The sequence below is a fragment of the Paenibacillus sp. FSL K6-1318 genome, from assembly GCF_037976905.1.
GTDB classification, from domain to species: domain Bacteria; phylum Bacillota; class Bacilli; order Paenibacillales; family Paenibacillaceae; genus Paenibacillus; species Paenibacillus amylolyticus_A.
The window spans coordinates 2089386-2102188 of sequence record NZ_CP150270.1; the positions used below are offsets into that span (position 1 = coordinate 2089386).

General features: G+C 45.4%; 11 protein-coding genes. 10 read left to right on the top strand and 1 reads right to left on the bottom strand.

All coding sequences use genetic code 11. The features are described 5' to 3' along the window. Window positions 1-409: 409 nt before the first annotated feature. From citZ to NYE45_RS09375, 4 genes are all read left to right on the top strand, one after another. On the top strand, window positions 410-1522 hold the full coding sequence (gene citZ / locus NYE45_RS09360; RefSeq protein ID WP_340016469.1) for a citrate synthase: 1113 nt from the start codon (window positions 410-412) through the stop codon (window positions 1520-1522). 147 nt (window positions 1523-1669) lie between these two features. Beyond that, window positions 1670-2962 carry an NADP-dependent isocitrate dehydrogenase gene (gene icd, locus NYE45_RS09365; protein ID WP_076330335.1) on the top strand — a complete coding sequence of 431 codons (1293 nt, stop codon included), beginning with the start codon at window positions 1670-1672 and terminating at the stop codon, window positions 2960-2962. 15 nt (window positions 2963-2977) lie between these two features. Beyond that, the gene (mdh, locus tag NYE45_RS09370; RefSeq protein ID WP_340016470.1) at window positions 2978-3919 is read left to right on the top strand and encodes a malate dehydrogenase; all 942 of its coding nucleotides are present in this window, start codon (window positions 2978-2980) and stop codon (window positions 3917-3919) included. A gap of 135 nt (window positions 3920-4054) precedes the next feature. Further along, complete coding sequence (locus NYE45_RS09375) at window positions 4055-4480, top strand: hypothetical protein (RefSeq protein WP_139331820.1); 426 nt, start codon at window positions 4055-4057, stop codon at window positions 4478-4480. Window positions 4481-4744: 264 nt separating this feature from the next. Here the strand turns inward: NYE45_RS09375 and NYE45_RS09380 are convergent, their stop codons facing one another. Further along, a complete protein-coding gene (locus NYE45_RS09380; RefSeq protein WP_340016471.1) occupies window positions 4745-6304 on the bottom strand; it encodes a histidine kinase N-terminal 7TM domain-containing protein in 1560 nt (519 codons plus the stop codon). A 352-nt stretch (window positions 6305-6656) separates the two neighbouring features. Between NYE45_RS09380 and NYE45_RS09385 the strand changes: the two genes are divergently transcribed. From NYE45_RS09385 to phoU, 6 genes are all read left to right on the top strand, one after another. Continuing rightward, window positions 6657-7004: a cupin domain-containing protein gene (locus NYE45_RS09385; protein WP_340016472.1), complete on the top strand. Its 348-nt coding sequence runs from the start codon at window positions 6657-6659 to the stop codon at window positions 7002-7004. A 47-nt stretch (window positions 7005-7051) separates the two neighbouring features. Beyond that, window positions 7052-8872: an ATP-binding protein gene (locus NYE45_RS09390; RefSeq protein ID WP_062833556.1), complete on the top strand. Its 1821-nt coding sequence runs from the start codon at window positions 7052-7054 to the stop codon at window positions 8870-8872. 116 nt (window positions 8873-8988) lie between these two features. Then, window positions 8989-9717 (top strand): response regulator transcription factor, encoded by a 729-nt coding sequence (locus tag NYE45_RS09395; RefSeq protein ID WP_062833557.1) that lies wholly within the window; start codon window positions 8989-8991, stop codon window positions 9715-9717. A 152-nt stretch (window positions 9718-9869) separates the two neighbouring features. After that, the gene (locus NYE45_RS09400) at window positions 9870-11051 is read left to right on the top strand and encodes a methyl-accepting chemotaxis protein (protein WP_340016473.1); all 1182 of its coding nucleotides are present in this window, start codon (window positions 9870-9872) and stop codon (window positions 11049-11051) included. Window positions 11052-11278: 227 nt separating this feature from the next. Then, window positions 11279-12034 (top strand): phosphate ABC transporter ATP-binding protein PstB, encoded by a 756-nt coding sequence (pstB, locus tag NYE45_RS09405; protein ID WP_340016474.1) that lies wholly within the window; start codon window positions 11279-11281, stop codon window positions 12032-12034. A gap of 63 nt (window positions 12035-12097) precedes the next feature. Further along, window positions 12098-12757 (top strand): phosphate signaling complex protein PhoU, encoded by a 660-nt coding sequence (gene phoU / locus NYE45_RS09410; protein WP_017689478.1) that lies wholly within the window; start codon window positions 12098-12100, stop codon window positions 12755-12757. Window positions 12758-12803 lie beyond the last annotated feature (46 nt).

Below are 12803 nucleotides of genomic sequence, written 5' to 3' on the forward strand. Positions count from 1 at the left end.
GCATTTACAAGGTTTTGAAACGCCGGGAGGTTAACCTATACCCGAATCTTTCTTTTGCCTAGAGTATGCCTCAGTATTACAGAATATAGCAATAGAAAGTTCTTCATACGACAGAATTGGTTAAAAAACATTAAATGTCAACCTTGTTTTTGTAAAGGCTTTCAAAAATGCTTTATCACTCCGATAAAGAAGTTTGATGTGCGAATGAACTCTCATGATGTTCACATAAACGACAAAATCCAGTATGATGTTATAAGTAAATACCGATTGACAGATAGGAAAACCGTATTTTGAATTATTTGGTAATTTTAAAATGAAAATGTTTACAAAAAGAGGATAGGTGCATTTTGGCACTTATATGACACTCTGGAATGGTTCCTGATTTCGCTTATTAAAGGAGAGATGTAATATGACAGCTACCAAAGGTCTGGAAGGCATCGTTGCAACAACCTCTTCGATCAGCTCTATTGTAGACGGTGTGCTTACATACCGTGGTTACGATATCGACGATTTGGCTGAACATGCCAGCTTTGAAGAAGTTGCCTATTTGTTGTGGTTTGGTAAATTGCCGACAACAGATGAACTGAAATCCCTTCGCAAAAGCCTGAGCGATTACGCGCCGATTCCGAGCGAGTTGATTGCACAAATCCAATTGTATCCGAAAAACGTCAGTACCATGGCAGCACTTCGTTCCGCTATCTCTGCACTTGCACTGTACGACGAGCAAGCTGATGAGATGACAACTGAAGCGAATGAGAACAAAGCCGTTAAGTTGCAAGCACAGTTGCCAACGATTGTGGCAGCCATCGCCCGTATTCGTCAGGGCAAAGAACCTGTGGCTCCAAAAGAAGGCGCTTCCATCGCAGAGAACTTTTTATATATGATGACTTGTGAAGAACCATCCGAGACCGCAGTAAAAGCATTGGACCAAGCGCTTGTCCTGCATGCGGATCACGAGTTGAACGCTTCGACATTTGCAGCCCGCGTAACGGTTGCAACGCTGTCGGATATCTATTCCGGTGTAACTTCCGCCATTGGCGCACTGAAGGGACCACTGCATGGCGGCGCGAACGAAGCCGTTATGAAAATGTTGAATGAGATCGGTACGCCAGATCGTCTGGAAGCGGCAATTCAGGAAAAACTGAACAACCGTGAAAAGATCATGGGCTTTGGACATCGCGTATACAAAAACGGTGATCCACGTGCCAAACATCTGCAGAAGATGTCCAAGGAACTGGGCGAGCTGAACAATGACACACGTCTGTATGATATGTCTGTGAAGATCGAGGAGCTGGTAACAGGACAAAAAGGACTGAAGCCAAACGTAGACTTCTATTCTGCTTCTGTATATACCCAACTGGATATTCAACAGGAATTGTTTACGCCGATCTTTGCCATCAGCCGGGTATCTGGTTGGACTGCGCACATTTTGGAACAGCTTGCGGACAATCGCATCATTCGTCCACGTGCGGAGTACACTGGCCCTGCAGAACAGAAATACGTTTCTATTGAACTTCGCTAATAGCCGCAAAACCAGTATAATAATAAGGACGAGGTGAAGGGTTGGAAAGCAGAGGCGTTACTTGCTTGGGCTCTCAGGACCCTTCCTTCAACAAGACTAGTGGTATTATAAATACTGCATATATGAAACCTAGGAGGAATTTTAACTATGAAATTAGAAAAATTTGCTCACCCAACTGAAGGCGAAAAAATTCAAATTGATAACGGTACACTTCAAGTACCTAGTAACCCAATCATTCCATTTATCGAAGGTGACGGTACAGGCCGTGATATCTGGAAAGCTTCCAAGCGTGTATTGGATGCAGCTGTTGAAAAAGCATATGATGGCAACAAAAAAATTGCATGGTATGAAGTGTTTGCTGGACAAAAAGCATTCGATACATACGGTGAATGGTTGCCTAACGATACACTTGAAGCCATTCGTGAGTATATCGTAGCGATCAAAGGACCATTGACTACGCCAATCGGTGGCGGTATCCGTTCCCTGAACGTAGCCCTGCGCCAAGAGCTTGATCTGTACACTTGCTTGCGTCCTGTTCGTTATTTTGACGGTGTACCTTCTCCGGTAAAACGTCCTGAGCTGGTAGACATGGTCATTTTCCGTGAGAATACGGAAGATATCTATGCAGGAATCGAGTATGCTGAAGGTTCTGAAGAAGTGAAAAAAGTAATCCAATTCTTGCAACAAGAGATGGGTGCTAACAAAATCCGTTTCCCTGAGACTTCCGGTATTGGTATCAAACCCGTATCTTCCGAAGGTTCGAAACGTTTGGTGCGTGCAGCAATTCAATACGCAATTGATCATAACCGTAAGAGTGTTACCTTGGTACACAAAGGTAATATCATGAAATTTACTGAAGGTGCATTCAAAAACTGGGGATACGAAGTGGCTGAAGAAGAGTTCGCTGACAAAGTATTCACTTGGGCACAATACGATATCATCAAAGATAACGAAGGTACAGATGCAGCGAATGCAGCACAAAAAGCCGCTGAAGATGCTGGTAAAATCATCGTAAAAGATGCGATTGCTGATATCGCTCTGCAACAAGTATTGACTCGTCCAGGTGAATTCGATGTGATCGCAACGCTGAACCTGAACGGTGACTATCTGTCCGATGCACTTGCAGCGCAAGTTGGCGGAATTGGTATCGCTCCTGGAGCGAACATCAACTACGTAACAGGACATGCCATCTTCGAAGCGACTCACGGTACAGCACCTAAATATGCGGACAAAGATGTCGTGAACCCTGGTTCCGTTATTCTGTCCGGCGTAATGCTGCTTGAGCACTTGGGATGGCAGGAGGCCGCTAACCTGATCTACAAAGGTATGGAAACATCCATTAACAATAAAACAGTAACGTATGACTTCGCACGTCTGATGGACGGCGCTACTGAAGTGAAATGTTCTGAATTCGCTGATCAAATCATTAAAAACCTGTAAGGGGAGATGTGAATCGTGACTATTCAGCGCAAAAAAATCACAGTAGTCGGCGCCGGGTTTACCGGAGCTACGACCGCATTGATGCTTGCCCAAAAGGAACTCGGGGATGTTGTACTGGTTGATATTCCTCAACTGGAGAACCCGACGAAGGGGAAAGCACTCGATATGATGGAAGCAAGTCCTGTGCAAGGATTTGACAGTCATATCGTCGGTACTTCCAACTATGAAGATGCTGCTGGTTCTGAGATTGTAATCATCACGGCGGGTATCGCTCGTAAACCGGGTATGAGCCGTGATGATCTGGTCAATACGAATGCGGGTATCGTGAAGTCCGTTTGTGAAAATGTGAAAAAATATTGCCCTGATTCCATCGTCATTATTCTAAGCAACCCGGTGGATGCGATGACTTATGCAGCTTATCAGACCCTGGGTTTTCCTAAAAACCGTGTTATCGGTCAGTCAGGTGTTCTGGATACAGCACGTTATTGTACCTTCATTGCGCAAGAGCTGAATGTATCTGTTGAAGATGTTCGTGGATTCGTTCTTGGCGGCCACGGAGACGATATGGTACCTCTCGTTCGTTATTCGAGCGTAGGTGGCATTCCAATCGATACGCTGATTCCAGCAGACCGAATCGAATCCATCGTTCAGCGCACACGTGTTGGCGGTGGTGAAATTGTAAATCTGCTCGGTAACGGCAGTGCATATTATGCACCGGCAGCTTCACTCGTTCAGATGACCGAAGCGATTTTGAAGGACAAGAAACGCATTATTCCAGTGATCGCTTATCTTGAAGGTGAGTATGGCTACAATGATCTGTTCCTCGGTGTACCAACCATTCTGGGCGGTAATGGCATTGAGAAAATATTCGAACTTGAACTGACCGCGGAAGAAAAAGCAGGATTGGATAAATCTGCTGACTCGGTTCGCAACGTCATTTCGGTAGTAAACCTGTAAGTTTGAAAACTTTTTGAACAGAGATAGAGAGAAAACCTCCGGTAAACCCGGAGGTTTTCTTTTCTTTGGATAAGTTCCCCAGTATAATGGGATGTGATGTATAGCACACCGAAAATGTTGAGGAGGATGAAAATTTTGGGAATGATTATGTATCTGCTCCATATTGTTGGAGCACTGGCGATGGGGTTCTATCTGATTCTGCCATTCGTGGTCGGTAAAATCCGTACTTTGAATGCTGCAGCACAAGAGGGAGCATTTGCGTCGCTACGTTCATTGAACAAAGTCGCGCAGTATGGACTTGTGATTCAACTTCTTACAGGCGGTTACCTGATGACAAAAGGTGAGTATTCTCATATCTGGATGGCGGTCGTTGTCGTTCTGCTCTTGGCTATTGCGGCTATTGGAGGAATTATGGGTAAACCGCTGCGACTGGCTGCAGAAGGTGTGAAAAACAAACGTGATGTAGGTCCTGAACAAAGCAAAATCCGTATGTTCAGTACACTTTTGGCTGTATTTTTGCTAATCATGGTGTACCTGATGGTGAATAGCCAGGTGATCTAAGTACGTTGGACACGTTTAATTTACCATTACGAAATGTATTGTTAGCGGTATGTTAAGCGTTTGCACACGTAACAAGGACAAGCTGAATAAGGTGTAGATGATGCTTACGTTATAACGAATGAAAAATAGACAGCCTCTTGGGCTGTCTATTTTAGTTGTTGCGATGAAGAGATCGGCAGAGAGTCAGGTTATGTGAACTGGAGCTACAGAGATGGCTATAAAACACGTCACCATACATATCCCATCAGACACGGTCTGTATTGATTAGACTGTACTCACAGCATGGACACGAACTGCATTCCGACCATTGCGCTTGGACTCGTATAAGGCAGTGTCAGCGTCGCGTAACAGGGACTCCAGCGAATCCACACCTCCATTGTACTGAGCAATACCGAAGCTTGAGGTCAGCGTAATAGGGACTCCCTGAACATCGAGTGGTTCATTCAACAAGGCAACTCTCAGTTGCTCCGCAAGTTTTTCGGCCTCCTGGAGCGAGGTATTCGGAAGAGCGATCACGAACTCTTCTCCTCCATAACGAGCAAACAACATTTCAGGGCTCAGGTACCGATTACAGACGGAGACAACATGAATGATAGCCTGATCGCCAACATCATGCCCGTACGTATCGTTGATGCGTTTAAAGTGATCAATATCAAATAATATAAATGAGGCAGGTTGCAGATTAAGGAGGGCTTCACTTAAAATTTCCCGACCTTTATGCAAAAATTGAGTGCGGTTGTAAATTTTGGTCAGACCATCGAAATAAGCCAGTTGCTTCAGTTGTTCTTGCAAGAAACGTTGTTCCGTTATATCGATAAGCATAATCAGACTACCCACGGTCTGCGCATCTTTGTTATACACGTAAGATGTCCTGACCTGATAACATACGGTCTCTCCATTTAACTGCCAGTACAGATCCATTTGCAATCCTTCCCTGCCATATTCAACCGGAAAAGTCTCTCCAGCAAGGTTAAGCCATATGTCATCCAAGGGTCGGCCGATCATGGTCGGATTAATCTCCGGCAACATGTCACGCATAGATCGGTTGTAATCGACCAGACGATTCGAACTATCCAGTACGATAACACCTTCACGCATGCTCTCGAAAATACTGTCCTTGGCGATCGGGACGATGGTCAGGAGACGAGAGGATAGAATCGCCCAGATGTACATGGCAGATGTGATACACATGAGCACCGGGACAGGGTCCATGCCGCCTGGCGTCAAACCAAGCAAGTACAGAAAGGCTGCGACCATGGGAATAATCTGCGAAGTGATCAGCGTAAGTAATTGACGACGATACATCTTCTTGGTGTGTTTCCATTGTCCGATCAGAATAAGACAGGCACACAACAAACAGGAGAACGTGAATGCACCGTGTACAACATACCATTGGCCTACTGCGATATCCATCAGAGGTACAGAACTATCTTCTCTTAGCCATACTTTTTTATAAAAAAGATGATGAAAATCATTGGTTGCTACCATACATAGCGTAATGGAAGGGATTACAAACAGCGCGGCAGTTACCTTTTTGGATAACGTTCTTCCGGTATATTTTATCATCAGGATGAGACCAAGAGATGCGGAGAAGGGCATGCCTATATACTCCACGGTGGTCCAAAACTTCATCTGTTCCAGCGTGTTGCTGGCCAGCTCAATGGCATACCCGAAGGTATATATGGAGAGTGCTGCTGTGTAGAGAATGAATACTCTGGAACTGGGGATCTCGGATCTTCTGAAATAGGTATATAAACACAAAAAGACATTCAGCACGGCTGAAGTGGCTACAAGTGTTATATATGAATTAATGTGCGATTCCATTGTCAGGTCTCCATGTTAGGTTGGAATGATCAAGCCTGTAATGTTAGTCAAAGCATATCTGCATACTGTACATTGTACATCAGCCCAAGCAGCATAGGAATACACTTTGTATCATGAAACAGTCTAATTTCGAATAAATTTCGAATTTTCGGCAAATTGATGAAGATCAAATATCTTAGTCTTCTTTTTACAAAAGTCGGGATCAGTCTTCATACAACCATGATATTTTAGGATTAGCCTTGTCTAAAGTTGAATGTAGTCAAGATCGATATGTTTCCTGATGAATGGGAATAGTCACCATGTCATCTGTGATATGATAGACCGAGCAAGTTTACTTCAGGGGGACTGTCATATGAAAATGAGCAAACAAAATGCAGCACATTATATATGGGGCGGGCAGTGCGATGGTTGGCACCTCGTTCAAAATGAAACACTCAGCATTATTCATGAACGAATGCCCGCAGGAACGGCAGAAATCCGACATTATCATTCGATAAGCCGTCAGTTCTTTTTTATTCTCAGCGGTGAAGCCTGTATGGAACTTAATGGAGACACGTTTGTGCTGGAACCCCATGAAGGGATTGAGATTCCTCCGGGAGAGCCTCATCAGATGATGAACCGGAGCGAAGAAGAAGTGGAGTTTCTCGTTATTTCCAATCCTGGCACCCGTGGGGATCGAATTGAACTGGATTCATTGTAGTGAGTGTGAGTCATTAGATATTAATCTGATCATAAAGGAAGAGATAGATGAGACCGTTCCGAATTCGCCTTGCCATCATTATGATGGTGCTGATCGGCGTATCCGTCATTGTGGCTGGATATACGATGGGCAGAGTGTTTAAGACCACGCATACGACCGCACTGGAGCAAACGATGGTGCGCGAGATTAATTTGCTCAAAGCAACCTTCCCGTTCCATGATGCAAGTGATCCAACCTCGCAAGCTACACGAAAGTATTATTCAGATCGGGCGCTGGAATTGGATCGTCTGACGGATTCCCGGGTAACTTTCATCAATAAAGATGGCACGGTTATCGGAGATTCCGAGAGTGATCCGGCATCGATGGATAACCACTTGAACCGTGAGGAGATTAAGGGTGCCGTTGGAGATGGATACGGGCAGTCCATACGTTACAGTGAAACGTTGGGACAGGACATGCTGTATGTGGCACTACCTGTGAATTCGGATCAAAGTGACATGATTGAAATTCCGAGCGGCAAATTTGATGGCTACATCCGTCTATCCATGAGTTTGCAGGCTGTGGATCAGGGTCTTCAGCGTGGATGGATGATCATGTTTGCTGCACTGGGACTGCTGTTCCTGATTGTCGCGTTTGTCAGTTATCGGGTCGCACGCGGATTAACCTCACCGATTGAGCATATTACGAAAGTGGCCCATCGCATTACCAAGCTGGAATACGATGCGAGAGTGGATGTCACGCGTAGAGATGAGATCGGACAGTTGGGACTTGCGATAAATGGAATGGCAGACAGCTTGCAGTCTCAGCTGAAGACGATTCGTGACAATGAAGCGCTGCTACAGAGTGTCCTGGCGAATATGACCGGAGGCATTGTCATGATCGATGCAGGGCAATCCATTGCGCTGGTCAATCGGGAAGCGGAGCGTATGCTGGGTATTCAGGCAGGTAAGGTTACAGGTAAGCCTTATACTGAACTGAAAAGACACTACGAATTAACCCGTACCATTGAAGAGAGTGTTGCCCTCAAAGAACGGATGCATGAAGAAGTGAGTGTGTTCAACCCGGAGGAAAAATTGATTCGTATTGATGGGGTACCCATGTCCGAAGATGATGGAGGGTATCGAGGCATGTTGTTCCTTTTACAGGACGTGACGGCGATCCGTCGACTGGAGTCGATGCGTAGTGAGTTTGTCGCGAATGTTTCTCACGAGCTCAAGACACCTGTTGCTGCGGTCAAAGGGTTTGCGGAAACGTTGCTCAGTGGCGGGGTACAGGACAAGGAGACGGAGCGCTCATTCCTGAAAATCATCTATGATGAGGGAGATCGACTTAACCGCTTAATCGGGGATATTCTGGAGTTATCCAAAATTGAATCCAAACGTGCGCCGCTGCAATGCTCCCCTGTTCATGTGCACTCTTTCTTCGAAATGGTGCTGGGCACCTTGTCCAAAGTGGCGGAGAAAAAGCAGATTCGTCTGGAAATGCATGTTCCCGAGGAACTGTACATTGAAGCAGATGAAGACAAAATGAAACAGATATTCATCAATCTCTTATCCAATGGAATCAACTATACGCCCGACGGTGGACGGGTGAAGTTGCAGGTGACAATGGATAACGATGAGGAAGTCGTGTTTGCGGTGTCGGATACGGGAATTGGCATACCGAAAAAAGATTTGCCGCGAATCTTCGAACGATTCTATCGCGTCGATAAGGGCAGATCCCGTAATTCCGGAGGCACGGGTCTGGGGCTTTCCATTGTGAAACATCTGGTGGAATTGCATCATGGCAAATTGTCTGTAGAGAGTGAACTGGGCATGGGTACAACCTTCCGTGTTATTCTTCCATTCATTCAAGACGAAGAGATGTAGGTGTCAGGTATCAAAATGTAAAAAGTATGTATTGTTTTACACAGCGTTAACAATTTGGTGCTATGATAGAAAAAGTGTTGTGGCAACAGACAACCTATGAAGAGAGAAGGGGTATCATGGCACAGCGTTTGCTAGTTATTGAAGATGAACCTACATTATCAAGATTACTCACATATAACCTGACACAAGAGGGTTATGACGTTACAGCTGAGGATCACGGATCTGCAGGATATGATCGGGCCTTGTCTCAGGAATTTGATCTGATTTTACTGGATCTGATGCTCCCGGGTATGAATGGTCTGGACATTCTGAACAAGTTAAGAATTCAGGGTGTCAGTACACCAGTTATCATTCTGACGGCGAAGACCGGTGAAGCCGAGGTTGTACAGGGGCTGAAATCGGGTGCCGATGATTATATAACCAAACCATTTGGTGTATCGGAATTATTAGCCAGAGTGGATGCGGTATTAAGACGTTATTCCAATGGTGAAGATTTACCACAGCCTGAGGACAAGGATGGTTCACGAATTATTTTGGGAGAGCTGGAGATCTATCCTCTGAAGTATGAAGTGACACTGGGTGGACAATCCATCAGTCTGCGTCCGAAAGAGTTTGAAGTACTGCTATATTTGGCCAAAAAGCCAGGTGTGGTGCTCACAAGGGATGATCTGATGAACGCTGTGTGGGGCTTCGATTATATTGGAGGTCAACGAACCGTGGACGTTCACGTCAGCTCATTACGTAAAAAGCTGGAGCTAGACCCGGAATCGGTTCACATTGATTCGATTCGCGGTGTAGGTTATAAATTGGTTGTCAAAAGAAAAACTCCCCATCATTCAAGTTAGCAATGATCGGGGAGTTTTATTTTACGTTCATTTAACATAAAGGAAGATTTTTCTTTACGTAGAGGGAGTAGCATGGACTTATCTGAGTGATACTTTGTACCTACATAACCTACCTCAAGACGGAGCTATTACGTAAAGGAGATTGCGCATTTATGCCTATGTTGCTCGAAGTGAAACCCGATCAGCCTCTTGTTGTTTTACATAATGAAGAATTAACTACACCCGAAATGAAGCATAATGAAGTAACGGCTGTTGCTGAAGAGCCTGTAATCGATTTGCATGACTATTATCGTCAGGTTCCTGTCGCCGGGGTCCATACGACCTGTGGAGAAGCTGCGACGATGATGAATCAGGGTCAGGAGCACCCATGCATCGTATTATGTGATGAGCAGATGAAACCGACCGGATTATTAATGCGTGAGACGTTATATCGGATGTTGAATGGTCGTTTTGCCGCAGATCTGTTCTACCGTAAACCGGTCATACAAGTAGCGAATGCATCTCCGGTTATAGCGGATATTCATATGGAAGCCACAACGATTATTGATATTGCACTTGGACGCACTGAACAGCATTTCTATGATTGTCTGCTCGTTACGGAACAAGACAGATTGCTCGGTGTGCTGACGATGCGTGACGTGATGTCTCTATCCAGAAGACTGCAACAGGCTGTTACGGAAGAGCGGATACGTACAGTAACCGAGAGCAGACAGGAGATATCCAGAATTAATGATGCAGTCACCAAGCTGGTGCAAGCGGCTAATCAGACTGTACATGAAGCCCGTGAGATCATGGCAATATCCGAGCATGGAGAAGAGAGTCTGAAGCACGTCGATGCTTCCTATAACCGCGTACATCAGCATATGGAGAGCCAAGGACAACATGCGGATTACATGCTGGATTCGATCAAAACCGGCTCGGGCATGGCAATTTCCATTCGATCCCTGGCAGATCAAAGTGGACTCCTTGCGCTAAATGCTTCCATCGAAGCAGCTCACGCGGGTGAATACGGACGAGGCTTTCAGATTGTTGCAGGTGAGATTCGAGCGCTCGCGAAACAGACCCGTGAGGTTGCTGGGAACATGTCTTCATTGCTTGAGAATATCGGTGGCTTGACCCTCCAGACAGTAGAACTGGTTAAGGCAAGTGGAACCGAGATCGACGATAGTTCAGTGCATATGACCTCTGGGGGAGCAACGTTCCGGAAGCTGAACAGTGCCGTGAGAGATTTGTCTCGTATAGCAGAGGAGATCGCCATGGAAGGCGGGAAAGCTGGAGAAGTCGCAGAGCATATTCGAATAAAGCTGGATGAGATGGTTGCGGATAGTGAGTGATATATAAGCAATAAATAAGGCAGGCATCAGCAATCAGATTGATCCATTAAGCAGATCATGAAGGTTAAGGATGTCTTTTTACATTCCGTTAACATGAAAGTGATACTGTTTTTACAATGAGAGGGTAGGATATTAAAGATGGCCGAGCAGTGATGAAGGATTATCAGCATCGGTCTCAACGTAAAGGGAGTTTCAGTGTCCCTGCAGCGAAGGAGAAGTGAACATCCATGAAGGACCTCATTCACATTGAAAATCTTAATTTATATTATGATACGCATCACGCGCTTAAAAATATATCGATGGATCTGCCGGAGAAAACTGTTACTGCGTTCATCGGGCCGTCAGGTTGCGGTAAATCGACATTGCTTCGCACATTGAACCGGATGAATGACATGATTCCGGGTGTTCGTGTGGAAGGACAGGTTATGCTGAATGGCTCCGATATTTACAGTAATGAGATTGAAGTGGAGACACTGCGTAAACGAGTTGGTATGGTGTTTCAACAACCGAATCCTTTCCCGAAATCCATCTATGATAACGTCGCTTATGGACCGCGCTTGCACGGGGTAACCCAAAAGGCTGAACTGGATAAGTTAGTTGAACAGAGTCTTGTTCATGCGGCACTGTGGGATGAAGTGAAGGATGTATTGAAAAAGTCGGCACTTAGTTTGTCCGGTGGGCAACAACAGCGTCTCTGTATTGCACGGGCGCTGGCTGTACAGCCTGACGTTCTGCTAATGGATGAAGCAACATCGGCACTCGACCCGATCTCCACATTGAAGATTGAGGAACTGGTGAAGGAATTGCATCACAAGTACACGATCATTATGGTTACCCACAATATGCACCAAGCGGCACGGGTATCTGGACGTACGGTATTTTTCCTGAATGGTGAAGTGGTGGAGGCAGCTGATACGGAGACGTTATTCTCCACACCGCAAGATTCCCGGACCGAGGATTATATCTCGGGAAGGTTCGGTTAAGCGAGCTGAATTGAAACGATCCCGGCATACCCGGAGATGATGGACAAGGAGGACATGAAATCTATGATTCGCAGAAAAGAATTTGATCAGGAGCTTGAAGAGCTACGTACCTTGCTCAAGCAAATGGGTGAACATGTAGGAGCGGCACTGGATGGTGCCATTGAGAGTTTGCAGACGATGAACGCGGAGAAAGCTCAGGTCATCATCAAGAATGATGCGAATCTGAATGCCCTTGAAGACAAGATTATGGAACTTGGCTCTAAACTGATCATCACACAACAGCCGGTGGCGAAGGATCTCAGACGTATTATCGTTGCTTTCAAAATTTCCAGTGATCTGGAGCGTATGGGAGATCTCGCGCTCGACGTGGCGAAGGTAACCCTTCGGATGGATGGACAGAAACTGATTAAACCTCTGGTGGATATTCCACAAATGGCAGAAATCGTGAAATCCATGATTGATGAATCCATCGAATCTTTCCTGAAAGAAAACACAGACCTGGCCTATAAAATGGCTCAAACGGACGATCAGGTCGATCAATTGTACAGTCACATGATCAGTGATCTCTACACGTTAATGACGGAGCATCCGAATCAGGCTTCTCAGGCTATGTTGCTGATGATGGTTGGACGTTACATTGAACGTATTGGTGATCATGCAACCAACATTGGTGAGAGTACGGTATACCTGGTGACAGGTAAACGTCCGGATCTGAATCAATAGAAAGAGCATTGTTTTGGAATTGGGGAATCAATGCTTGGCAAGAATA

Coding starts and splice junctions, on each gene's coding strand:
- citZ (WP_340016469.1), top strand. CDS start 410: ATGACAGCTACCAAAGGTCTGGAAGGCATCGTTGCAACAACCTCTTCG.
- icd (WP_076330335.1), top strand. CDS start 1,670: ATGAAATTAGAAAAATTTGCTCACCCAACTGAAGGCGAAAAAATTCAA.
- NYE45_RS09380 (WP_340016471.1), bottom strand. CDS start 6,304: ATGGAATCGCACATTAATTCATATATAACACTTGTAGCCACTTCAGCC.
- NYE45_RS09385 (WP_340016472.1), top strand. CDS start 6,657: ATGAAAATGAGCAAACAAAATGCAGCACATTATATATGGGGCGGGCAG.
- NYE45_RS09390 (WP_062833556.1), top strand. CDS start 7,052: ATGAGACCGTTCCGAATTCGCCTTGCCATCATTATGATGGTGCTGATC.
- NYE45_RS09395 (WP_062833557.1), top strand. CDS start 8,989: ATGGCACAGCGTTTGCTAGTTATTGAAGATGAACCTACATTATCAAGA.
- NYE45_RS09400 (WP_340016473.1), top strand. CDS start 9,870: ATGCCTATGTTGCTCGAAGTGAAACCCGATCAGCCTCTTGTTGTTTTA.
- pstB (WP_340016474.1), top strand. CDS start 11,279: ATGAAGGACCTCATTCACATTGAAAATCTTAATTTATATTATGATACG.
- phoU (WP_017689478.1), top strand. CDS start 12,098: ATGATTCGCAGAAAAGAATTTGATCAGGAGCTTGAAGAGCTACGTACC.